At 46.0% G+C, this 26349-nt stretch carries 14 protein-coding genes and 2 pseudogenes; 12 read left to right on the top strand and 4 right to left on the bottom strand.

The annotated features are described in order from the left end of the window. The first annotated feature begins 75 nt into the window (after positions 1–75). The 11 genes and pseudogenes from HMPREF1535_RS16970 (at position 76) to HMPREF1535_RS16930 (ending at position 15696) form a co-directional block, all read left to right on the top strand. Complete coding sequence (locus HMPREF1535_RS16970; RefSeq protein WP_046146920.1) at positions 76–1749, top strand: AAA family ATPase; 1674 nt, start codon at positions 76–78, stop codon at positions 1747–1749. Between the two features lie 967 nt (positions 1750–2716). Further along, entirely contained in the window at positions 2717–7339 is a 4623-nt protein-coding gene (locus HMPREF1535_RS25125; RefSeq protein ID WP_129699161.1) for a fibrobacter succinogenes major paralogous domain-containing protein, read from the top strand. 226 nt (positions 7340–7565) lie between these two features. Next, positions 7566–7871 (top strand): annotated as a pseudogene (locus HMPREF1535_RS26485) (DUF6922 domain-containing protein); the annotation flags it as partial. Between the two features lie 106 nt (positions 7872–7977). Further along, entirely contained in the window at positions 7978–9546 is a 1569-nt protein-coding gene (locus tag HMPREF1535_RS16960) for an ATP-binding protein (RefSeq protein WP_046146919.1), read from the top strand. Between the two features lie 107 nt (positions 9547–9653). Next, positions 9654–9866, top strand: a pseudogene (locus HMPREF1535_RS25460) (AAA family ATPase); the annotation flags it as partial. A 186-nt stretch (positions 9867–10052) separates the two neighbouring features. Further along, on the top strand, positions 10053–11228 hold the full coding sequence (locus HMPREF1535_RS16955) for a M24 family metallopeptidase (protein WP_046146918.1): 1176 nt from the start codon (positions 10053–10055) through the stop codon (positions 11226–11228). Positions 11229–11247: 19 nt separating this feature from the next. Further along, the gene (locus HMPREF1535_RS16950; protein ID WP_046146917.1) at positions 11248–12942 is read left to right on the top strand and encodes an alkaline phosphatase; all 1695 of its coding nucleotides are present in this window, start codon (positions 11248–11250) and stop codon (positions 12940–12942) included. Between the two features lie 68 nt (positions 12943–13010). Further along, positions 13011–13931, top strand: a complete 921-nt coding sequence (gene pyrB / locus HMPREF1535_RS16945) for an aspartate carbamoyltransferase (RefSeq protein WP_007659291.1) — start codon at positions 13011–13013, stop codon at positions 13929–13931. Positions 13932–13937: 6 nt separating this feature from the next. Further along, positions 13938–14402, top strand: a complete 465-nt coding sequence (pyrI, locus tag HMPREF1535_RS16940) for an aspartate carbamoyltransferase regulatory subunit (RefSeq protein WP_007659289.1) — start codon at positions 13938–13940, stop codon at positions 14400–14402. A 6-nt stretch (positions 14403–14408) separates the two neighbouring features. Continuing rightward, entirely contained in the window at positions 14409–14975 is a 567-nt protein-coding gene (locus tag HMPREF1535_RS16935) for a flavin reductase family protein (RefSeq protein ID WP_007659287.1), read from the top strand. 4 nt (positions 14976–14979) lie between these two features. Next, positions 14980–15696: a porin family protein gene (locus HMPREF1535_RS16930; RefSeq protein ID WP_007659285.1), complete on the top strand. Its 717-nt coding sequence runs from the start codon at positions 14980–14982 to the stop codon at positions 15694–15696. Positions 15697–15702: 6 nt separating this feature from the next. Here HMPREF1535_RS16930 and HMPREF1535_RS16925 read toward each other — a convergent pair whose 3' ends face one another. The 3 genes from HMPREF1535_RS16925 to porU all read right to left on the bottom strand — a co-directional run bounded on the left by HMPREF1535_RS16925 (position 15703) and on the right by porU (position 23131). Further along, positions 15703–18582 carry a PD-(D/E)XK nuclease family protein gene (locus tag HMPREF1535_RS16925; protein ID WP_046146916.1) on the bottom strand — a complete coding sequence of 960 codons (2880 nt, stop codon included), beginning with the start codon at positions 18580–18582 and terminating at the stop codon, positions 15703–15705. Positions 18583–18654: 72 nt separating this feature from the next. Beyond that, complete coding sequence (gene mgrA, locus HMPREF1535_RS16920) at positions 18655–19662, bottom strand: L-glyceraldehyde 3-phosphate reductase (protein WP_046146915.1); 1008 nt, start codon at positions 19660–19662, stop codon at positions 18655–18657. Between the two features lie 34 nt (positions 19663–19696). Further along, positions 19697–23131, bottom strand: a complete 3435-nt coding sequence (gene porU / locus HMPREF1535_RS16915; protein WP_046146914.1) for a type IX secretion system sortase PorU — start codon at positions 23129–23131, stop codon at positions 19697–19699. A 124-nt stretch (positions 23132–23255) separates the two neighbouring features. On the opposite strand from porU, the gene HMPREF1535_RS16910 reads away from it, so the two are divergent. Further along, positions 23256–24137, top strand: coding sequence for an aldose 1-epimerase family protein (locus HMPREF1535_RS16910; protein ID WP_046146913.1), 882 nt, complete (start codon positions 23256–23258; stop codon positions 24135–24137). An 86-nt stretch (positions 24138–24223) separates the two neighbouring features. Here HMPREF1535_RS16910 and HMPREF1535_RS16905 read toward each other — a convergent pair whose 3' ends face one another. After that, the gene (locus HMPREF1535_RS16905; protein ID WP_044246806.1) at positions 24224–26341 is read right to left on the bottom strand and encodes a M3 family metallopeptidase; all 2118 of its coding nucleotides are present in this window, start codon (positions 26339–26341) and stop codon (positions 24224–24226) included. Between the last annotated feature and the right edge of the window lie 8 nt (positions 26342–26349).

Below are 26349 nucleotides of genomic sequence, written 5' to 3'. Positions count from 1 at the left end.
CAAATCAGTATATTGCCATATTGGCATATTGTTTAATTATTTTATCTTTGTAGAACCTTTTAAAACAGGACAGTTATGGACAGGAAAAAGTTACCGATAGGTATCAGCGATTACAAGCTGTTGGTCAGCGAAGACTATTATTATGTAGACAAGACAGATTTTATCCGCCAAGTCGTAGAAGAGGGTAGCCTCATTACCCTGCTCCCCCGTCCGCGCCGTTTCGGTAAGACGCTCAATCTTTCCACACTACGCTATTTCTTCGAGAAAACAGAAGGTAACGTATATCGTCCGCTCTTCAAAGGAAAAAGCATCGAACAGTGGAAAGATTTCGATAAGTACCAGGGACAATATCCCGTGATATTCATCACACTCAAAGATTGCAAAGGCGAAACCTTCGAAGAGGTGCTGCTAATGCTTGCCGGCGAAATAAAGTCGGAATATATCCGGCACGATTATCTGCAGGAACATATCCGGCAGGAAGACAATTTGGATCAGTTTATCCGCCTGCAAAACCGCAAGGCGACCCCCGACGAACTGGCCGGTTCGATGAGGTTGTTGGCCGATTTGCTGACCGATTACTGGGGAATGCCCCCGCTCGTCCTGCTCGACGAATACGACAGCCCGATCCATGTAGCCTACGACAAAGGCTATTACGACCGGATGATCGGGTTCATGCGTAACTTTATGAGTCTTGTGTTTAAAGACAATACGAATATTTTTCGCGGAGTCATTACCGGGATTCTCAGGGTGAGCAAAGAGTCGATATTCAGCGGATTGAATAATATCTCCGTATTCTCATTACTGGATCGCCCGATGTGTGCCTCTTTCGGATTTACACAAGATGAAACCGATTCGGTACTCGACGATTATGCCTTGGGAGATCATAAAGAGGAAGTTAAGCAATGGTACAACGGCTATCTTTTTGCAGGTATAACGATCTATAATCCGTGGTCGGTGCTTAATTATATAATGTATGACGGCGTGCTGGCCCCTTACTGGGTAAACACCGGTTCCGACGTGCTGCTCCGACATTTGCTGGCCGACGGTCCCTCGCAGATACGGGATGGAGTGGAAGCTTTGATACAGGGCGATCCTGTTCGCAGCGTGATCAATGACAAGCTGGCTTTTCCGGATTTACTGGACAAGGCGACAAATATATGGTCGTTCCTGCTGTTCAGCGGATATCTGAAAGCCTCCGATCCGGTAATGCTTTCAAATAAACTGTACGAATATAAGTTAGAGGTTCCGAACCTGGAAATATCGACTGTGTTTGAAACCATTATCCAAAACTGGATAGATGGCGGCCCCGTAAAGAACGACCGTCTCGAACGGATGCTACAAGCCTTGCGCCTGGGAGATATCGAATATTTCGAAGAGTTGCTCAACGATTTTCTGGTAAATACGCTTTCCTACTACGACACTTCCGGACGCGATCCGGAAAAGGTTTATCAGGCGTTTCTGCTCGGTCTGCTTGCCGGCATGTCCGACTTCGAAATCAGCAGCAACCGCGAGGCGGGTTTCGGACGCTACGATATCCTGCTCCGCCCCAAAAACGGACAGGGACAGGCCATTATCATGGAACTGAAACGGCTCCGCCCGAAAGAAACGGTCGAACAGGCACTTGCCTCGGCTCTCAAACAGATCGAAGACAAGCAATATGCCGCCACTCTTCGTGATGCAGGCTTCACCGATATCCTGAAAATGGCCATCACCTTCGACGGCAAACAGGTCTGGATACAAACCGCATAATTTCTTTTCTTATCAATCGCATCTGTAACCAATAACAGATGCACCGATCGTTACGCAGCCCCCGGCGGGGGTTGCGCAGCTTTTTGTGTGCGTTTGTGTAAACAGCCACCCCGGGACGGTTTCCCGGCTTTGTTCCGCCTCAGGGCGGGCATTGTTTCGCTTCGTGGGCGGAGATGGCTACTGAATAATTATTTAAAAAGACTGAATATGTTGTACGTAAAGTTTATTACCGGATGTCTGGCCACCACTTTATTACTGGGTGGCTGCACGAAAGAGACAGAACAAAAGGGCGCAGACCCTGTCACTCCCGACGCGGACAATTCCCGCCGGGAAGTTTTGATGACTTTGAAAAATAAGTTGTCGGTTAAACCCGTAACGTCGAAAGCCGCAAGCGCTACTGCCGGGACGAAAGCGGAAACACCCATCGCCACCGCCGCCGAAAACGCCATTTCGACGCTCGACGTGTACGTCTTCGGGGCAAAGACCGAGAACGGCGACTACACCTTCCAGGAACGCTTCGCCTACCGTGCCGACCCCAAAGACAAACTGCCCAAAGGAGCCACCGAACTGCAACTGAACACTACCGGTGCCGACGGAAAGGAAACGACCGGTCTTCTGAAACTCAAAAAAGGCCTCTTCGTCAAACTCTATTGTATCGCAAACGATACCACACTGGTCGACCCGGCTGACGGCAAGACCGTGAAACCTGCCGACTTCACTCCTATCACATTCGCCGAGGGCGAAGACGGTAATCCGAAGCTTGCTACTGAAGGAGTTCCCCAGGAGTCGGTCTTCACCACCTGGCATACCCGCCTGTTCACCGCAACAGCCAAGGGCGACACGCTGGCTACTCCCCTTGCTATGGCTGGCGCCTACACAACACCGATCGACCTGACAAGTTTCGATAACTCCGCCCGTGTGCAACTGGGCTTCAAGCTGACACGCCTCGCCGCACGTTTCGATATCGATGGGCAATGGACGGCGCGGTTCGGGTTTCTTCCCCATACGCGTATACGGCGACCTGCCCAAAGCCAAACCCGACCAGCTTATCACCTACCCGGTGCACGCTTTCTTTGGAGAGAATGCAAATAACGGATTGCAAACCGGAGCTTTCTACGCCTACCCCAACCCTAAAGACGACAAAGCATACATGATACTGAAAGGCAAATACAAAGTAAACGAAACGGAAATGAAAGACGTATCCTATCAAATCCCATTCATGCAACAAGGGGCCAACGGCAATGCCACCTGGTTCGATATAGCGAACAACCACCGCTATACCATCGCCATCACGCAGGCAGACGCCTACCACCTCGACGCCAATATACTCGTGGCAGACTGGGCAGACGACGGAAGCATCGAATACACCCCCGACAACAAGCCGGGGGAAATTGTCGTGACCATACCCGAAGCATTCAAGGACGATAGCGAATACGACGAAGAAGCAAAAACAGTCAGCATGTCGTTGCTCAAGGGAAGCAGTATTACGCTATCTACCACGTCGAACTCGCCACTCGGACTGACCAGAATATACGCCGGGGGCATTGCAGGGGAGAAATACGACTGGATGGAAATATCAGATCCCGTCACTACAACCTACCCCAACGGGCTGATCGGATATACATACACAGTCTCATTGAAAGACGATTACAAAACAGGCCGCTATCCACGTACGACATTGCGCTTCCGAAGCCTCACAGACGGCTCTGAAAGCATCCTCTTTATTGAAGCGTTATCCGTGCCTAAACCCATCGAAACGCAACAACCTCCGAAGGCTCCGAACGGAACCTCATCCAATCCCAACGACTTCGATCCCGAAACCCTCGAAACAAGCGTATACCGTATTACCGACAGTCGCACGCAAGTAAAGATCACCTGCCCCGACGGTGTGGAAGTGGAGAGCAAACCCACCTGGCTCGATGTTACACAGGCTTCACAGAGCGGGGCGGAAACCGTATTCGACCTGGTGCTCAACAACAGAGACGTGGTGGTAGACGGCAACCAGAGTTCCATCGTGTTCCATAACAAAAAGAAGGCAGGATTGAAAACCAATGTGACCGTTACCCTGCTCGATGCACCCGTTACCCCCTCGTACGAGGCGATCGGAACCGACAAAACCCATACGCCGGCAAACCCGGGTATAGCTCCCGACGACGTACAGATCGTCATCAAAAAAGACAACTCGGCCACCGTGAAGACAACCTCGATGGACGGAGTGACCGTAAAGATCGACTATCCTGAAAACACTCCCGAATGGCTCACACATAACGGTACTACAGCTACCAAAGCGGCAGCCGCTACTTCCGTCGCTACCCGTGCAGCCGTCATGAGCAAACCGCAGGACATCACTTTCAAACCCATCGAAAGCAAACTGGCAGGTGCACAAAAAGCGACCGTCACACTCAGGAATACCATCGGGGGAAAAGACTATGTTTTCACCATAACACCCGAAATGCTACCGGCAACGGCTGTCAAAGGGAAAGAAGTATCCGTACCCCTACAGGACGCACTGGCAGCGGATAAAAAGACAGCCACCCTCTACCAACTGCCCGGCGAGAACAAAGACAACTCGAAAATGCAGATCGCAGTCACCTCACAGGGAGGTAGCGCGCTCGTTATCGAAGGCGACGGAGCCAGCGTGACACCGGCAGAGAATACGGCTAACGAAGCAAATTATATTCTCAAACCGCTTTTACCGGACGGAACGAATGAAGCCACCGTCACCCTCCATGCCAAAAACTATACGGACAAGGAAAAGATGACAGACTACACGGTAACCGTATTGCGCTCCGACCTGACAGGAGCCACGGCCGCCACACTGACAGCAACAAAAGACCAGATGGCCACATTCAAAGCCTCTTCGCACGAAGGCTTCACCATCGATAAGACAGCTACCGCATGGCAGCCCGAAGGACAAACCGGCGGAAGCCAGTGGTTCGACATTACCGCCACCGAATTCGAGGCGGGCAAAGACAAAACTGTTACGGTCAAAGCGACGGCAACCACTGCTACCGCCACGGCACAGATACGCCCGGCTACCATTACGCTCAAAAACAAGATAGTGAACGGAGGCGACCTCAAAGTAGTCGTAACACCCGCCTACACCATACCGGCGCTTGTTACAGTTGGCGCAGCAGACCCCACACAGAATACACTCACGGCAGGGGCAGCCGCTTCCACCATTAAGCTATACCGGGTATCGAGCTCGAAAATAACGATCAAAGCAACCGCTATCGGAGGAAGCATGATTACCGACGCTACGGGAGTGACCGTTACGGGAGGAAACACCTACAACAACGAGAACACCTATGTCGTCACATTAAATAACAATGCCACCGGCGGTTCTTTCAAGATCGTCAACAAATCGGACGCTAGCAAAATACAGACCGTAACCGTGCAGGCACCCGTCGCCACCATGACGGCCACCAACCTTACGGGTCTGCCCGTCACGCTCGGTACCTCGCAAAACAGCACCGTCAACTCGCCCGAGGGCTTCCAGGCCAGTATCAACTGGGGAGGAGGCAACGCATGGTTCGACCTCACAGGCGGCGATGCCAACCTCAACTTCGCCAAGACGGTGAAGGCCGTCGGTGTGAAAGTAAAATCGAGCCTGGGCAACGTTAGCATCAAAAAGGCGACCGTGACACTCACCAACAAAATTCGCGGAGGAGCAAGCACCACATTCACCGTGCAGCCTACCATGGGAACACCTACTCTCAAAAAGACGGCGGCAAGCATCAGCGGAAGCCTGCCCACGGGAAGCAATATAGCACTGGCTAACAACACACGCCTGACTCTCTACAAAACCGACGCAGCCAACTCCACCATGACCATTTCGGCCACTTGCTACGGAGGATCGAAGGCTGTCATCAGCGGAACAGGCCTGTCGGTCAGCCCCAACAATACGCTGACTACAAACACGACACAGAACTATACCGTTACCTCTACAGCCAACTCCGGTACCGGGACGCTCACCATCTACAACTCCGACAACACCAAGACGGTTGCCCTGCCTATCACCATGGCAGACGGAGAGATCAGGATCAACGGAGCGGCAAACAACAATGCAAGCATCTCTTTATATCCTAAAGGAGGACAAACCAGCACCGTCAAAGTAAAATCTGCTACAGGTATTTCATCATGGAGCGTGTCGAACTGGGGCAGTGGCGGTAGAAGCGGATGGTTCTCACTGCCGGGTACTCCCGCAGCCGGCGAACCGACCGTGACACTGACTGCTGTAAACCAAGTCGCTACACAGAAAGCGTCCATCGTAACATTGAAGAACAAAATCAGCGGATGTCCCGACAGGACATTTACCGTGACACCTAATTTTAAGGCACCGGAATTAAGTGTTTCCAGCTCGTTGAGCCTGAATGCCGGACAAGACTATAATGTTCCATCCGTCACCATTTCCGGTACTTGTCCGGGAGGGGCTTCGATATCCGGTGAGAATTGGATTACGTATAGTTCTACTAATACGGACGATGCCACATACTCATTTACATTAAGTCTGGTTCCGGATAAGGACAACTTCCCCACAAGCGTGTCCGGCAATAAAACATTCACTATCATTAACAAGCAAAACACCAACTTGAAGACTACAGTGACTGTGAATATCACAGAGTCTAATCCATGGATAGCGAAAGATCTTTCCTCCTATGATAATGCAGGTGAACAACGTGTAGGAACAGGAGGTAAAACAATGACTGTTGAAGTATACGGCATGTTTGTTACGCCGACTTTTTATGCCAATTATAACGGTACGTATTGTAATGGTACAAACGGAGGAAACACTTGGCTGAATAACTCCAAACTGGCAAGAACCGATAAGAAAGTCAATAACCGCCGCAAATACACTTTCAACGTCGTTGTTAACGCCACAAGCGGAACCGATGCCGCTTACCAATGGCATGAGGCAAACCCGCAGATCAGATACAACGGTACCTCTATCAAGCAATATAAGATCATACGCGGAGCCTCGATCTATCCGTATCCGGCAGGAACTGGCAGCCCTTATTATTCTTGCGTATCGGTGGGAGGAAAATGGTGGGCACCGGTCAATGAAGGTGCAACACAGGTTGCCTCAAGCAATGTTTCTGAGACTAATAGAGGGAATTATCATCAATGGGGACGTAGTTATCCGACAAACCCTGGATGTGAAACTTTTAGTGGATTTGTAAATCTATTGTATTGGAACAAGCCACAGTATCTCACCGGTCAAAATAACAATTGGACAACTCATGTCGACGCAGAGACATTGTGGCAAAATGGACTCTACGACCCATGCCCTGCAGGCTATCGAGTTTCTACTGTTGACGAGGCAAAGATATGGCAGAATAATGGGACATGGGTTACTAATACGGGTAGAAAGATAACTGGAAGCAACGGAATTGACCTCTATTTGCCGGCATGCGGTTATTTTACGGGTAATAGCAGTCCTCAGAGATACAATGTAGTTGCAATGACTTGGACTTCAAGTCAACAAAATTACAGCTTTGCCTATCGCTTTTATACAAACAACGAAGGCCGCCTGGATTATATCGCAGATCCCAAATCAATGGCCTTACCGGTCCGCTGTATCAAAAAATAAACTATAACTTCAAAGAATATGCCCCCCAAACTCAAACTCCGGCTTCTTAAAGCCACCGGTTTTCTGGAATAGCCCATATCGCTATTCCGTATCTGCCGCCAGCGGGCGACAAACAATAAGCAGGCTTCGGCCTGAACGATCTTTGACATGATGGGATTGGAGAGATGATATGGTAAGCAACTTCATTGAGAAGTTTTCCCCCCATTTATTTTGAGATACTGATCGGAGTAAACTGGATTGGACAAAACACCGTTCTTATATTGTAGAACGTGTTCTGGAATACGGTTTATTTTCGGACTGGCAACTTCTCCGTAGCAGGTTATCTGTCACCGAAATAGCGAAACTGGCCAAACAGTTCCGCCAACTCGATACAAAAACCCTTGCCTTTATTTCTGCGATATCAAATACCCCTAAAGAAGAATTCAGATGTTACAATACCAAACAATCGAACCAGCCACCCCGGGACAGTTTCCCGGCTCGGTTCCGCTTCGTGGGCGGAGGTGGCGCCAATAAAAAGCGTTCTTTGACATGATGGAATAAAATTGAAACAAATAGGTATTACTATATTCATTATTATTTTCCTTTCAAGAGAAAAGTAATAATCTTATCTTTGTGTTCGTGCTTAAAACAACGGAAACATGGAAACAATGCCGATCAGAAAACTCCCGGTAGGGATACAGGATTTTACCTCTTTAATAGAAGATGGTTTTTTGTATGTGGATAAAACAGATTTGGTTTACCGGATGGTAACTACCGGTAAACCTTATTTCCTAAGCCGCCCGCGCCGTTTCGGTAAAAGCCTGCTCCTTTCGACACTCGAAGCCTATTTCCTCGGACGGAAAGACCTGTTCAAGGGACTGGCTATCGAACAACTCGAAAAGGATTGGAAAGTTTATCCGGTACTTCATTTGAGTCTGAATGCTCAATTCTATGAAAATAAACGAAGCCTGGAGCAAGTGCTTGATGCTCATTTTATTCAATGGGAAAAGAAGTATGGTGAAACGGATAAAGAAGTTGGGTATTCCGCACGTTTCATGCAAATCATCCAACAAGCCTGCGAGAAAACAGGAGAGAAAGTAGTCGTCCTGATCGACGAATACGATAAGCCCCTGCTGCGCACCTTGTTTAACGACGATCTGCACGACGTTTACCGCGAAATGCTGACAGGTTTTTACACCGTCCTGAAAGATGCCGACCGTTACCTGCGTTTTGTATTCATCACCGGAGTAACCAAGTTTTCGCAGTTAGGGATTTTCAGTAACCTGAACCAATTGATGGATATCAGTATGGCTCCCGATTATGCAACGATTTGCGGTATGACAAAGGCGGAGATCGAACGCGATTTCCAACCCGAACTGGCCGCTCTTGCTACCATGAACAAACTGACGTACGAACAAACGGTAAACGAAATGACGAAACGTTACGACGGATATCATTTCTCGGAATTCCTTTCGGATGGAATCTATAACCCGTTCAGCGTACTGAATGCATTGGTTCAAAAACGGTTCAGCAGCTACTGGTTCGCTACCGGAACACCGACGATGCTGGTAAATATGCTGAAAAAGACCGACTACGACCTGCGCCAACTCGACGGTATAGAAGTTCCGGCAGCTGCACTGATCGATTACCGGGCCGATTTTCATAATCCGGTGCCGATCATCTACCAGAGCGGGTATCTGACGATCAAAGGCTATGACCCTGCAAAGGATTTCTATACACTCAACTTCCCAAATGCTGAAGTAAAATACGGATGGCTGAATTTCATCACTCCATATTATACTCCTTTGTCGGAATCGACCGCTCCGTTTTACATCGGGAAGTTCTGGGATGAGTTGCGTGCCAGCGACGTCGATGCGTTTATGGAACGGTTGCACGCCTTCTTCGAAGGTATTCCCTATGAACTGAACAGCAAAACCGAACGGCATTATCAGGTAATCTTCTACATTGTCTTCAAACTGTTGGGACAATATGTAGATGCCGAAGTACGTAGTGCCCGCGGCCGTGCGGATGCAGTGGTAAAGACAACCGATTATATCTATGTATTCGAATTCAAACTGGACGGTTCGGTAGACGAGGCTCTCCGGCAGATCGACGAAAAAGGCTATCTGATTCCTTACACCGTCGACAGTCGCCAACTGGTCAAAGTCGGTGCCTCCTTCGACAAAGAAAAACGCAATATCGGAGAATGGAAAGCCATTTTCTGCTGACAATACCCCATTATCCTTTTCGATTTTATCCCATCATGTCAAAGAACAAACGGTCTTTAACATGATGGGATTGTTTTTTAAGCAATCGCATCTGTAACCTATAACAGATACAACGTGCAGCCGAGCTAACAGGTCATCCCGTCGTCGTACTCGTCGATGAATATGACAAGCCGCTGCTCCAATCTTTGCAAGATAAGGAGTTGCACCAAGCCTACAAGGAGACCCTGAAAGCCTTCTACGGTGTGCTGAAAAGTGTCGACCAGTATCTGAAGTTCTATCCCCTGACAAGTGTTACCAAGTTTGGACAAGTCAGTGTGTTCAAGGCTACCTGATCCCCTACACTACCGACGGTAGACAATTGGTCAAGGTCGGTGCCAATTTCAGCGCAAAAGAACGCAATCTGGAGAAGTGGATTTCTATTTCTTAATCAACATTTAATATCCCATCCTGCTTTTTCCCGGCAATAATTTAATATCTTTGATGCCACATAAAAATAAAAGTTGGAGATGATACAAAAAGAATTGACCGGCGACCTGCAATTGAAATGGGGTCGTATGCAACAGGCAATGCGAAAGATAAATGCGGATGCATGCCTGCTAAGTGTAGATGTAAACCTGTATTATACAACCGGACGTGTGTATAGCGGATATTTTTATCTGCCCGTAGAAGGCACGCCTTGGTTCTTCGTCAAACGCCCTAACGGATTAAGCAACGACCAAATCGAATATATCCGCAAACCGGAGCAAATAGCCGAGATATTCGCTGCCCGCGGAATAAAAATGCCGGAGAAGCTGCTTCTTGAAGCCGATGAGCTGACATACAACGATTATATCCGTCTGCAATCGATTTTCAATCCCAAAGAAACCGGCAATGCAACTACATTGATGCGGACCTTGCGTGAAATCAAAACACCATGGGAAATTGCCCAGTTTCGTATCTCGGCGGCAAAACATGCCAAGACATATTCCGAGGTTCCGGAATGTTTCCGTCCGGGAATGACCGACCTCGAATTCCAGTACGAAATAGAAAGACGTATGCGCCAGAACGGTTCCATCGGACTATTCCGTGCTTTCGGTGCCAATATGGATATCTTTATGGGAAGCATCCTGGCCGGAGAAAATGCCGAAGCTCCCTCTCCTTTCGACTTCGCCCTGGGTGGCGGTGGCATGGATGCCTCCTGTCCGCTCGGAGCCAACGGCACGGTCCTGAAAGAAGGTACGGCTATCATGGTCGATATGGCCGGGAACTATACATCTTATATGACAGACATGACCCGCGTATTCTCTGTCGGCAAACTGACCGAAGAAGCCTACCGTGCCCACCAGGTAGCCCTGACAATACAACATGAAATCGAAAACACAGCCCGTCCGGGTGTCGTTTGTTCGGAACTGTATACTATTGCTGCCGGCATTGCCGAAAAAGAGGGGCTGGCAGCCAACTTCATGGGAACCAAGCAACAGGCCAAATTCGTAGGACACGGCATAGGTATCCAAATCAACGAACTTCCGGTACTGACGCCCCGCTCCAAAGAAGAACTGCAACCGAATATGGTATTTGCCCTCGAACCCAAATTCGTTATTCCGGGCGTGGGAGCCGTCGGCATTGAAAACAGTTTCCTGGTGACAGAAACAGGATTGGAAAAACTGACACTTTTCGAAGAAGAGATCATTCAATTACATTAATTTATAAACATACAAGCACATGAAAAAGACGATTACTTTTCTGCTTCTACTGGCAATCATCATCATGCCGGCAAAAGCTGCGGATGTAGAAAACGTAAAACCGGTCAAGAATGTTATTCTTCTGATACCGGACGGAACTTCACTGGCTACCGTTTCTATGGCACGCTGGTTGCAATGGTACACAAACCCCGACAAACCCAACCTGAACCTGGACCCGTATCTGTGCGGAACCGTGCGTACCCACTCTTCAAATGCCCCTATCGGAGATTCCGCTCCGACAACTTCCTGCTATATGACCGGCTATCCGAGCCGTACCGGTTATGTTTCCACTTATCCGGAACACGACGGAGACAATGATATCTACCCGACCGACCCCGAACGCGCTTTCCAGCCGCTTACCACCGTTTTGGAAGCTGCTAAGATGACACAGGGCAAATCGACCGGTCTTGTTTTCACCTGCGAATTTCCGCATGCAACACCGGCAGACTGCTCTGCCCACAGCTACAACCGCGGTAAATATGAATGGATTGCTCCGCAGATGGCTCACAACGACCTGAATGTTGTAATCGGTGGTGGCGCATCTCTTCTTCCGGAAGAAAGCGAAGCTTATCTGAAAGGTAACGGATATGGTGTGTTTAAAAACGACATCAGCGGTATGCGTAACTACAGCGGTAACAATATGTGGGCTTTATTCGGTGACCGCGAAATGGCTTACGACATCGACCGCGACCCGGCCCAGCAACCGGACCTGGAAGAAATGACACGTATCGCCATCAAGAAACTGTCTAAAAACCCGGAAGGTTTCTTCCTGATGGTAGAAGGCAGTAAAGTAGACTGGGCCGCCCATGCAAACGACCCTGTCGGTATGGCAACAGATATGCTGGCTTACGACCGTGCCTGTGGTGCTGCACTTGAATTTGCCCGTCAGAACGGAGAAACAGCCGTTATCATGGTTCCCGACCACGGAAACAGCGGTATCAGCATCGGCCGTTATTCTTGCGGAGGTTATGATAAACTTACAAAAGATCAACTGTTCCACCAATTCTCTCTTTATAAACTGACGGCAGAAGGTTTCGCCAAGAAAGTAAACAGTGAACCCAACTCCGAAGTACAGAACATCTTCCGCGAATATGCCGGTTTCGAACTGAGCCCGGAAGAACTGGACGCATTGAACCATTGCAAAGACTACAAGAACAGCCCGATTCCTGAAAGCGAACGTACCACCGAAGGGAAAGGCTCCCTCTACAGCGGTTCGCTGACCTCTTTCATGTCTAAGCTGCTTACATCAAAAACCTGTTTCGGATTTACAACCGGCGGACACACCGGTGAAGACGTTTTCCTGGCAGCTTACCACCCGGACAAAGCCAGCCTTCCCATCGGTATGCACACCAACATCGAACTGAACGCATATCTGTGCGCCTTGTTCGGCATGGACCGTGACAAACTGGACGAACTGACAGAAGAGAACTTCGCTCCTCACACAGAGGTCTTTGAAGACTATAAATGTGAGATTATTCCGGCAAAAGACGAGAAAGGCTCTCCCTCTCTGGTCGTGAAAAATAAAAAGAAACAAATCAACATCACCCCGTTCAGCAATATCGTCACAATCGGTAAAAAAGGACAGGAAGAAGTCCGGCTCAACTCGGTTGTAGTTTATGTAGATAAGAACAATACATTCTACCTTCCGACGAAGCTGGCAGAATATCTGAAATAAATACAAGCGGAGGCTATTCAGTCTCCGCTTTTTTTATACTTTTGCAAGAAAGACAGATTATACACAAAATGAAAAGTAAAAGTTTAGTTTCTATCGATCAATGTTCCAAAGAGGACATTCTTCGTATTCTGGATAACGCCAGGAAGTTTGAGGAAAATCCGAACCGAAAGCTACTGGAAGGCAAAGTGGCTGCCACCCTGTTTTTTGAACCCTCTACACGCACGCGATTAAGCTTCGAAACAGCTGTCAACCGCCTGGGCGGACGAGTGATCGGATTCCAGGATGCTTCTACCACCAGTTCTTCCAAAGGGGAAACGCTGAAAGATACCATCCTGATGGTCAGCAATTATGTCGACCTGATCATTATGAGACATCATCTGGAAGGCGCTGCCCGTTATGCATCCGAAGTAACGGACATACCTATCATCAATGCGGGCGACGGTGCCAATCAGCATCCCTCGCAGACTATGCTCGATTTATACTCCATTCAGAAGACACAGGGAAAACTGACCGACCTGAACATTACCATGGTGGGCGACCTGAAATACGGACGGACAGTGCATTCGCTGATTGTCGGCATGTCACATTTTAATCCAACTTTTCATTTCGTGGCTCCGGACGAACTTCGCATGCCGGACGAATACAAGAATTTCTGCGACGAGCACGGCATCAAATATTACGAACATACGACATTCGATGAAGATGTTATCAACCAGTCCGATATTCTTTACATGACCCGCGTACAGCGCGAACGCTTTACCGACCTGGAAGAATATGAACGGGTAAAGAATGTGTATATCCTGCGTAATAAGATGCTCGAAGGAAGCCGTGAAAACCTTCGTATCCTTCATCCCCTGCCCCGCGTAAACGAAATTGCTTACGATGTGGATGATAATCCGAAAGCCTACTACATCCAGCAGGCACGCAACGGATTGTTCGCCCGTCAGGCAATTATTTGTGAAGTTCTTAATTTATCAATTGAAGATTAATCAGTCATGTCAGTAGAAAAGAAAAGAGAATTGCAGGTTGCCGCTCTGGAGAACGGAACTGCTATCGACCATATCCCCCCCAGCCAATTATTTAAAGTGGCCAAATTGTTGGGACTTGAAAATATGGATAACACAATCACGATCGGAAACAATTTCCAAAGTAAAAAAATGGGATGCAAAGGCGTGATTAAAATATCCAACAAGTTTTTTGAAGAAGACGAAATCAACCGTATCGCCCTGATTGCTCCCAAAGTAATCCTGAACATTATCCGTGATTATGAAGTTGTGGAAAAGAAAACAGTTACATTGCCGGACGAACTGGTTGGATTGGTTAAATGCAACAATCCGAAATGTATCACCAATAACGAACCGATGCCGAGCCGTTTCGAAGTAATAGACAAAGAAAAGGGAACAATCAAATGTCGTTATTGTGAACGTAAAATCAATAAGGAAGATATTATTATTAAATAAGTTTTTATGAAGCAAGACTGGAAGCCCGGTACCATGATTTATCCTTTACCCGCCGTAATGGTTAGTTGTGGCAGCGAACCTTCAGAATACAATATTATAACGGTGGCGTGGGTCGGTACAATCTGTACCAATCCACCCATGTGTTATATATCCGTACGTCCCGAACGTCACTCCTATCCCATACTGAAAAAGAATATGGAGTTCGTCATCAACCTGACAACACGCGAACTGGCCTATGCAACCGACTGGTGCGGTGTCAATTCAGGTAAAGGGCACCATAAGTTTGAAGAAATGGGACTGACACCGGGTAAAGCCACGTTAGTAAACTGTCCCACTATCGAAGAAGCACCTCTTTGCATTGAATGCCGGGTCAAGGAAGTGATTGCTTTAGGCAGCCACGATATGTTCATAGCCGATGTCCTGAATGTTCAGGCAGATGATAAATACCTGGACCCGCAAACGGGAGCATTCGATATGCAACGGGCCGACCTGCTGGCTTATTCACATGGGAAATATTATGGATTAGGTGAATTTGTAGGTAAATTCGGCTGGTCGGTAAAAAAGAAAAAATAAACGTATGAAAAAGATACTTCTTCTATTGCCTGTGTTTTTTCTCTGTATATCAGCCAACGCGCAGAAATTTATACAGATTGAGGACAAAGCGTTTAACTTCGGAGCAAAGGTAGGTGTCAACTCTACGTTTCCAATCGTTAATTCGCTTACAATAGATGATGTCAAAGCGGAAAATATCCGCCTGCAATATAAGGTAGGCTATCAGGCTTCTGTCTTTTGCAGAATCAATATCGACCGTTTCTTTATCCAGCCGGACCTGTCGTGGTATCACACGAAAGGAGACATTCTTTTCTCCATGCCACAAAATACCGAGTCCAACTTAGCCGATAGCAATACACCGGAAACAGACCTGCTTCAATTAAAAACCACCTCACTCGAAATGCCAGTTATGATTGGCTATTACCTTGTCAAGGAAGGACCTTATGCCCTCAGTATGATGGTAGGCCCTAAAGTGAAGTATAATTATAAGGTACGCTATACGACACATTTCTCTGAGGTCACGAATGAATACATCAACGACAGCACTCCGTTTGAGTTGGGTATTGCCACAGGGTTGGGTGTCAGCATCTGGAGGCTCTTTTTCGAATTCACCTATGAATTCGGACTCAACAAAGTCGAATCCGATTTCAAAGACAAATCCTCACAAAACCCGATTGAAAGAAACATCTCGATCGACAAACGGACTAATATGATGAGTTTCTCACTCGGTTTCCTGTTCTGACCTATACTATTTTCCACAGATATCTTTGAAAGGACACCAGGCACAGGCTTTTTCCGTTGTTGTCTGTGTAAACGGTGTTTCACGTCCGAATATCTCATCCAGACAACGGCGCAATTCTCCTTCAAACGCTTCGGAATATGCCGAAAAATCTGTTACCGGTTCCGTTTTCGTCCGTTCAATGCGTCTGCTGACTGAGGCGTCGAACGAGTCGGAGAAAAGCGTACGCATATAATAGATTCCCGGCTGAATCGTCTTTCCTGCGGGAGCGGCTCCAAGCATCCACGAATACATGAAAACCTGCATTACGGCTTTGGCACGGTCTTTATCTTCCTTATCGAACAAACTTTCGACCGAAGTGAAAACAGATGTTCCGCTCCCACTCTTATAGTCGATAATACGAATCGCATCACGCACCTCGTCAATACGGTCGATAAAACCTTTCAGCTGAATCTCTGTCCGGTTGTCACCCAACGTAAACAGACGGTTAATCTTCCGTTCCGATTCAATATATCGGAAAGGCGTCAGTTTACTGTCACGTTCCAGTATCTTCTCCACATATTTCCGAATCATCTCACCTATCAGAAAATTCTGCCCCGTCAGAGGACGTACGACGTCCGACATAAAGAAAATTTCTGCAAATGCCCGGGCAATGGCACCCGTCAGGACAGGCGTATCTTTCTTAATTGCTTTCAGCAGGTCGGCTGTCACTATTTTTCCACAGAGAGGCATATAGAGTTCTTCCATTACCTTATGCAGGATGCTACCGAACACGTTACTTTCAATCGTTTCGCTAACCTCTTCTTCCTCCTGTATACCTTCGACTACCGAAAAATAGAATTTCAACGGACAGTCCAGATACGTATTGACGGCACTGGCGGAAATAGCCCGGCTTCCCCCTTTGTGGAAAGCATTCAAGCGCTGCATCACTTCGTCCGTCTTCTTTACCTGCAAAGCCGGAGTCTTGGCAGACGATACATTATATACGACCAGTTTGTTTTGCAACGGCACTTCGTAGTGATAATGCAATTGATGGACAAAACGGCTGACTTCGCCAGTCTGTAAACCGTTACTGCGGGTATCATAGAGTAAACTGACATGGCTCGCCCTATATATTAAACGGTAAAAATGGTAGGCCCAGACACTGTCCTGATGTTCATAGGTCGGTAAACCGAATCCTCTTCGCAGATTATACGGGATAAATGAGTTTGCCGCCTTACGCAACGGGAAAATCCCTTCATTCATGGAAAGGATAATCAGTCGGTCGAAATCCAGTGCACGGGTTTCAAGTACTCCCATAATTTGCAAACCGGACAACGGTTCTCCCCGGAAAGGAATGGTAATCGTATCGGTTACCCGCTTAAGCAGACGGAAATAGGTATCTATCTTCATTTCTATTCCGGCATCCTGCATAATTTCTTTCATCCGGTTGACAGTTGTAAAATAATGGAAGATAAATTCCTGCTCGAGGTCATTGGTACGTTGCGTGGCATCCTCTTCTTCTTCGCCGGATGACAAAGCGTGCATCACCTTGTTCAGCTCCTGCAAGACATTAATGAGGTAATCGGAAAATGTATTCACATCAGTCACCGGAAGAAAGAGGACCGACAACAAATCAGTCTTTCCCAAATCGGCGGCAGAAATATATATCCGGTTATTTTCCGCAATATCTTTCACCAGGGCATTCACTATTTCCGGGCAGGTCGAACTGATATACCGGTGATTCAATATTGGTAATACATCCCGGAAATAAAAGACCGGTTGCCGGTCTACATAACGCACGTTTTTCTGTAACGCAAGAATATATTCCATCAACGAAGCGACAGGCGTACCCGCCAACGGGTATCCCATCGTCACATTAATCCGGCGAATCTGTTCAGGAATTGCGTTCAGCACCGGAATAAGCAAATGTTCATCGGGCAGAATGATAGCTGTACGCAATGCTTCCTCGGGTGACATCTCATCCTCCTTGCATAGTTCATTTAATAAAGTATAAACCTGTTTCGCCTGGCCGATACCGGACGGAATACCGATGACTTCAATTTCCGTATCTACTTTCTCTTCGGCAGGAAGCGGATATTGAGAAGGGAAGTTTTTGAGATTGCGCTCAACAAAATAAGAGGCTTTGTTGTTCAGGTCGGTCACCTTGTCAGAAGCATAATCCCAATAGAAATCGGCAATGCCCCGTTTCTGCAACTGAATCAGAAAACGTTCCTCAGCCACAGACAAAGCATTTAGTCCGACAAAGACAACCTTCGTATAAGGCAGGTCACAACAGTTGTTCTGCTCCATCTGTTCGACTACTTCTCGAAATATCATTCCTTCATAGCCTCTTCCTTCTGCGGCTAATGCGTCACGCAAGTCATTATATAATGTATACAGGATTTTCCACACGGCAAGAAACTCTTCCTGATTCGGAGAATCTCCTTTCGGATAAAACGATGACCAGAAAGTACGGATAGCGGCAATCTGCTCTGCATCCAGAAAGCTGAAATCATTTTCTATCTCCCGCAAGTCCGTTACATTGGTAAACAGCATGCGGGCATCGGCCATGTATTTATCGACATCATCGAAATCGTTCAATAACATTTCTCCCCAGTACAGAAACTCGTCGAAAGTTTCTGTCGAACCGCTATGCCGGACATAAATATCATACAGCATAAACAGCATATTGATTCTGTCGGCCGTCTGCTTACCGCTCAACTGCACAAACAAGTCGTTGATGGTCAAGATTGTCGGGGAGAAAAGCGGTTTGTCAGCTACTTCCGAAAGATATTTCTGAAAGAACAATCCCGTTCGGCGGTTAGGGAAAACAAAGGCCAGCCTGCTGACCTCCGCTCCGTATTGCTGATAAAATAAAGAGGCTATCTGTTGTAAAAATGGTGTCATTTGCTTCGTTGTTGTTGTTATGTTATCGATGTAATGCCTTCAACTTTTGTAGAAGAAGCCTACTTTCACCGTTTAACCGAGGTTTACTCTCAAAATACTCTCGATCCTTTCCTGTTCGTCTGCCGTGAAATTCGTATTGCGCAGCGCTTTCAGGTTGTCGAGCAGTTGCTCTACCGAACTGGCACCTATCAACACACTGGTTACGCGATCGTCTTTCAATAGCCAGGCCAGTGCCATTTCAGCAAGGGTCTGTCCACGTTCGGTAGCCAAATCGTTCAGAAGGCGAATCTTATTTATCTTATCATCCGTCACCTGTTCCCGTTTCAAATGGCCGGTCGACTTAGCGGCTCTTGAATTTTCAGGTATTCCATGCAGATATTTATTGGTAAGCATTCCCTGTGCCAAAGGAGAAAAAGCAATCATGCCGACACCTTTTTCTTCAAGCAAAGGCAGCAAATCCGGCTCCGTCCACCGATCGAACATAGAATAACGCGCCTGATGGATCAAGCAAGGAACGCGATGTTCTTTCAATACAGCCAACGCCTTTTCCGTCTGTTCCGCGTTATAATTTGAGATACCTACATACAGCGCTTTCCCCTGGCGAACGATATCTGCCAAAGCCCCCATCGTCTCTTCTATCGGTGTTTCCGGATCAGGACGATGGGAATAGAAGATGTCCACATACTCCAATCCCATCCGTTTCAGACTTTGGTCAAGACTTGCCATCAGATACTTACGGCTTCCCCAGTTTCCGTACGGCCCCGGCCACATATCATAACCGGCCTTTGTCGAAATAAGAAGTTCGTCACGGTAAGCTCCCAAGCCTTTTTTCAGAATCCGGCCGAAATTCTCTTCTGCCGAACCATAGACCGGGCCGTAATTATTTGCCAGGTCAAAATGAGTAATGCCATTATCGAAAGCCGTATAAGCTATCTTTATAAAATTATTGAAGACATCCACACTTCCGAAGTTATGCCATAACCCTAAAGAAATGGCCGGTAACAAAATACCGCTACGTCCGCAACGGCGATACGTCATGCCGGCATATCTGTTTTCATCTGCTGTATATATACTTTCCATGGTTTATTTTTATTTCCTACAAATGTAAGTAAAATCACCATAAAATAATCATCTTCTTTGCTTCCGTTGCCTCCTTTGAATTATTAGTGCTTATCGCAGCCCTGTAAATATAAACTCCGGGACGGACATGGCTTCCTGAATTATTTCTCAAATCCCAATCTATCACATAATCTTTGAATAATTCGGACGAACCAGTCTCCTCATGTTTCCAATGCAGCCGGCCTGCAATGTCGTAGACCATGATACCGACTTTCATCTGAGATTCGGGACGGTTGTGTGTAAGATGGAATTCAACATTACCTTTTGCCGGTGTCGGAGTTGCGACAATATTGGTGATGAAAGGTTTCAAGCTCTCATCTACTTCGAACCGGAACGTGTAAGTTGTTGGATTTCCCATGACATCCCAAACTTTAAAGACAGCCTCATGCATTCCCGCACTTAATTGCGGAATACCGAATCTCACTTCACCTTCTCCTTTCCGGCCAAATATATTGTCATAGTAAGAATTCAGATTATAGCTGGTAAAAGGTTTATTGTCTATCATAAGCATCACATCATGCCCGACACCGCCTTCTGTTATATCCACTCCCGTCTGATCCCACAACCGGGCATAGAAAAACGGAGTTGTATTTACTTTGTCACCACTCACAAATGTCGAATCGTTCAAATAAAGTTTTACTATTTCAGGACCTTCGTGATCGTCCAAAGGATCATCAGAAGTACCTTGTACCTTATAATTCGTAAAGTTACCTTTTGCTTCTATTTTCTGCTCGCTATCCGAAGCATACAGAATCATCTTTCCGGCCTTACCGGAATAAGAAATATTGCCCGGGACATAAAAAGAGAAACTGAATTTGCCATTCTGAACCTGGGTTGAGCCCTTATAAACAAGGTTTTTATAATCCATATATTTAAAAGCAGTATCATTCCTGAAGTTATTCCGTGTCGTAATTTCGATTTTACTATCCATCACTTTCACTTCCAGCTTTCCGTTGAAATTATCAATTATCGAATTATCCGGAGCTAATATCTCTCCCTCTACAGTCACTTCATCATAAGCTCTGAAATTAGTTGAATTCTGAACCGCATCTTTTCCATTAATCGTATTAATACGTATTTTATGGGAAGGCAAAGCCAACTTTAAAGCAGGATCACCAATAAAGGTAAAATTCAGGTTTTTCGATCTTAATGATTTATTATCAGCCTTAACACTTCTGACCACATCGCCCAAAGCCGGATACATACTTTGATCGAATAACTTCTCTAGGAAACTATTATTTATTCTATCATTCTCAGAACCGTAAGCCACTCGAACAGTTGTATACAATGCTATCCCCCCACTTTTTTCATTTAGAAAAATGCTCTCTCCTGCCGACGTTGCCAGTGCATCAAAACGACAAAAATCACAGGTAGCCGTAATCCATAATGGTAATTTGGGATAGGAGAATTTATCTATCATCGGTAGTGTAAGAACATTCTCATCAGACCACGAAGTCGTGTTTCCATGCCCTGTATAATTAATCAGCATCAATCCCTCTCTTAACTTCTTATTCATTTCGTCTGTTACGACCGAATATGAATTTGAACTAGAATAGTCTTTGGCATAATTATCAAAAAACAATCGACTTGCCAGAACATCCGGTGCTTTCTCTTCAACCGTTTGAGCTGCTCCATTTGCATATTTCATATGATCATTCGCTTGTTTTTTTACTTTATCCGCATTACTTCCATCATCTGCCACAAAACAAGTTTCATTTTTCCAAATGCCCAGTTCTTCATTATTCATATAACGAATAACCTTATTGACCATCTTCCGGGCATCCGAAACCGAACGGATAGGGAAACGGCCTATCCCTATATCCACCGGACACGATTCTACACTTTTCCCATTAGAAGCATCATCCAGAAAACCAAAATAATCATCTGTCACATAAGATTTTTCATCCAATGAATTTTCTGACTGAAAGGTAAGCAGGAAATTCTCTCTCTCCTTATCACTCATCTTACTCCATGATTCCGTAACAAAGCGGTTATCGTAAGCACCATCTCCGAAAAGCAACAAGTATTTCGGACGATCCTCTTTTGATGCCGCTTTATCATACAACATCTTCATAAACCTTCTATAGGCTGTTGCGTCGGGAGTTCCACTTGAAAATTCATTATATATTTCTTCCGGTGTTACCACTTCCACACGTAAACCATCTTGTGTTTCATGTGCTTCTTTCAATCTCTCCGCTTCTTTTCGTAAAGTAGACGGAGAGATAATAATCATATCTTTATTCGACCAGCCATGAAGGTTCCTGCACTCAACCGCTCCTTTACTGACAGGGACAGGAAAATCCGTACGATCAGTCCTTATCAAAACAAATTCTCTTAATGAATTACTTTCCGGAATAGTAAAAGACATGGTAGAGCCAGTCAGTTCTGTTTCTATAATTTTACAGTTTGCAGGGTCTGTTATATCCATAACCATACAGGCTGAATTAGCGCCTTCTATTACAAACCGGGATATATGATTCCGGGATTTAAATGAACGGAAAAATGTATATGGTTCATTGTAAGTCTTCAATTGACGTTTGACATTCAAACGGATATAATCGACATAGCCATCGGTACTGGGTTGCTGTGATTTCTTATACTCCAGCTTAACACTTAAATGATCCCCTGCCTTATATTCATATTTTTGGGCTAATTCCATATCCTTGCCTTTTGTGTATGTCCCACTTTGAAGGGAAGTGTTTCCATTATACAGCTTATTTCCTGCAAAAGATAACGTAATTTCACCTTGTGCCTCTGATGTTGTAGTGAGTGGTACAAATTTGCAATCTACATAAATTTCACCTTCGACTATCCCTAATGTCTCCGGATTTCCAAAGTCATTGAAAGTCTGGGTAGACTGCGATAACTTCTCAAACAATCTCCTTCCCGATAAATTAATAGAAACCAACTCTTTTTCATGCAGCAAATAGTCATCAAAAGTTTCTATTCTCTCACTGGTAGTTCTATCATATTTAATCTGCTCCGGGACTTTAACCTCCGCCCCGTCTGTCAGAAAATAATATCCATACACAGAGTAAGGATTATTGGTATGCGTAAAATTTTCATTTCTTATCTGAGCTTCCCATTTCGTCGTTCCCCGCCCATAAAAAAGGATATAATCATCCTTTCTCAGCACCGGGACAGCAGGCAAATCATCCACATAAGGTTTTGTGAAATCTTCTTCCAAAGGCCAGCCGCCATATCCATAGACAGCAACTTTCGAAGGATCGTCAAATCCCATCTTCTTCAATTCAGAAGAAGTAAGTTTGTAGATTCCATCCTGCTCTATCTGTATTTTCACCCAGTTTCCTTTGCTCAATACCGAGTTATCCGTATACCGTTCACCGGCCTTTACCGAGAGCGAAAAACAGAGGCAAAGCAAAGTCGCGATACCACTTATCAGAAATGATCTTGTTTCGTGTAGTTCCATATTTTCAACTATTCAATGATCTTTTAACGCTTTCTGTTTTGTTTTATTATAAAAGAGCGGGAGAATCAAAAAATAAGTTCATTAACTTTGCTGAAACGGAAAATAACATAAACAAATAAATCTGATGAAGAAAACAGTATCGAATAATTCGCTCACCATTCAGGTGTCGCCACATGGAGCCGAACTAAGCAGCATTGTTGCCAACGCAACCGGTAAAGAATATTTATGGCAGGCCGATCCTACCTTCTGGAAACGCCATTCGCCGGTACTTTTCCCTATCGTAGGTAGTTTATGGAACAACGAATATCGCCATAACGGAAAGACTTACAAGTTATCACAACACGGTTTTGCACGGGATCAGGAATTTAAACTGATAAAAGAGACTGATACGGAATTGCGGTTTCAACTACAGGAAAATGAGGATACATTACAATTATATCCTTTCCCCTTTTGTCTGGAGATAGGATACAAACTGGCCGGAAACCAGATAGAAGTCTTATGGACAGTGAAAAATACCGGAAACGAGGAACTGCATTTCCAGATTGGAGCGCATCCGGCTTTTTATTATCCTGATTATGATAAAGACAGCAGTTCAAGAGGCTTCTTTGCCTTCGACCGGCATGAGGGACTTTCCTACAAACTCATTCAGGAAAAAGGTTGTATCGGAGACAAGGAATATCCGCTTTCACTTGACAAAGAAGGATTATTACCATTGGATATACATACTTTCGATAAGGATGCATTAGTTCTTGAAAACAGCCAGGTAAAGCGGGTGGATTTACTGAAACAGGATGGCGGCTCTTATTTGACGGTATATTTCACAGCGCCTGTTGTCGGCCTTTGGTCGCCTCCCTCAAAGGACGCACCCTTCGTATGTATCGAACCCTGGTATGGCCGTTGCGACCGTGTTAACTACACCGGGGAATATAAAGACAGAGACTGGATGCAACATTTACAGCCGGGAGAGACGTTTGATACGTCCTATATTATAGAGATACATGGATAGAAAATATTGAACCGGCCTGTTTCATTATGATGGTGCCTGTAGGGGCGGTTCGCGAACCGCCCCTACCAACGACACTACATTTACCTTTATTTCAATCCCCTGTTCTTCAACAACGGTTCCGTGTTCGGTTCTTTACCACGGAAATTTTTATACATATCCATTGCGTCGTCGATGCCGCCAGGGGTAAGAACGTATTCACGGAATTTGGCAGCTACTTCCTGATTGAAGATATCTCCGGTTTCCTTATAAGCCTGGTAAGCATCTGCATCCAGGACTTCGGCCCAGATGTAACTATAATAACCGGCTGTATATCCGCCACCCATCGTGTGATTGAAATAAGTAGTGCGATAACGGGAAGGTATCTGTTTCAATAGTCCGCGTTCACCCAAAACAGTTTCTTCAAACTTCATGACGTCTGCACCTTCATGTACTTCCTTCAATACATGGAAATCCATATCGAGTAAAGAAGCGGCCAGATATTCAGTCGTAGCAAAACCCTGTCCGTACTTTCCGCTCTTATCCAACTTTTCAATCAGTTCGGCCGGAATCACTTCGTTTGTCTCATAATGTTTCGCATATTCTTTCAGTAACTCAGGTTCGAACACCCAATGCTCCATCACCTGTGAAGGCAGTTCGACGAAATCGCGGGGAACACCCGATACACCATAATAATGTACGTCCTTAAACAAGTTATGCAAACCGTGTCCGAACTCATGGAATAATGTTTCCGCTTCATCCGCACTCAACAAAGCTGGTTGCCCCGGAGCCGGCTGGGAGAAATTACATACAATCGTTACGACCGGTCCCTGACGTTTGCCATCTTTATAAGTCTGCGAACGATAGGTTCCGCACCATGCACCGCCGCGTTTGCTGGCTCTCGGGAAGAAGTCCATATAAAGAACACCCAGATGCGTACCATCTTTATCCTTACATTCGAAAGCCTGTGCATCCGGATGAGGCAACGGTATTTCCTTGATGGGTGTAAAGGTAATACCATATAATTTATTGGCTAACAAGAAAGCACCGTCACGCACATTCTCCAGTTTCAGATACGGGCGAACCTGGTTTTCATCCAAATCGAACTTAGCCTTCTTCGCTTTCTCGAAATAATAACGCCAGTCCCAACCTTCCGCTTCGAAGTTACCGCCTTCCTTTTTTATTTCGGCATTGATATCAGCCAGTTCTTCTTTCGCTTTCCCCAGGGCAGGTTTCCATATTTCGTCCAACAGAGCATATACTTTATCCGACGTTTTTGCCATACGGTCTTCCAGGACGAAAGAGGCATAATCGTCATATCCCATCAACTTCGCTTTTTCCAGGCGAAGCGTAACCAGTTTAAGCACGACATCTTTGTTATCGGCATCATTGCCATTATTTCCACGGTTGATATAACCTTTGAAAATCTTTTCACGCAACGCACGGTTATCGGCATATTGCAAGAAAGGCATCACGCTCGGATTATGCAAAGTGAAAAGCCATTTGCCTTCCAACCCTGCTGCACGGGCAGCAACCTCCGCGTTCAGTATCAGGCTTTCGGGCAGGCCGGCAAGGTCGTCTTTATTCTCAATAACCAATTGGAAAGCGTTTGTTTCCTTCAACATATTCTGTCCGAATGTCAACTGAAGCATGGATATCTCACTGTTCAGTTCACGTAAACGGGCTTGTTGCTCTGCATCCAGGTTCGCACCGCCGCGGACAAAACTCTTATAGGTTTCTTCCAGCAACTTCTTCTGTTCCTTATTCAGGTTCAGAGATTCCCGATTATCATACACGGTCTTTACACGGGCAAACAAATCTTTGTTCAAGCGGATATCATCACTGTTCTTTGATAATAACGGAGACAACTCACGGCTTAACGCCTGCATCTCATCATTTGTGTTGGCACTGTTCAGTCCGCTGAAAACGGCATTGACCTTACGCAGCAGGCTACCGCTCTGGTCAAGAGCAACAATCGTATTCTCAAAATCGGGAGCAGCCGTCTGACCGACAATATCATCTACTTCCTTTTGTTGTTGCGCAATCGCCTCCTTAAAAGCAGGCATATAATCCTCCAGTTCGATTTTATCGAAAGGAGGAACTCCGAACGGAGTCGTGAACTCCGTTAGTAAAATATCTCCTGGAGCTAAGATTTCAGACTTTTTCTCCGACGAACTGCAAGCACTAAGTGCAACAGCTATGCCGGCTGTCATAATCATTTTCTTCATATTGTTCT

The organism is Parabacteroides goldsteinii DSM 19448 = WAL 12034 (assembly GCF_000969835.1).
Lineage (GTDB): Bacteria > Bacteroidota > Bacteroidia > Bacteroidales > Tannerellaceae > Parabacteroides > Parabacteroides goldsteinii.
This window is presented reverse-complemented; position numbering and strand designations above follow the sequence as displayed.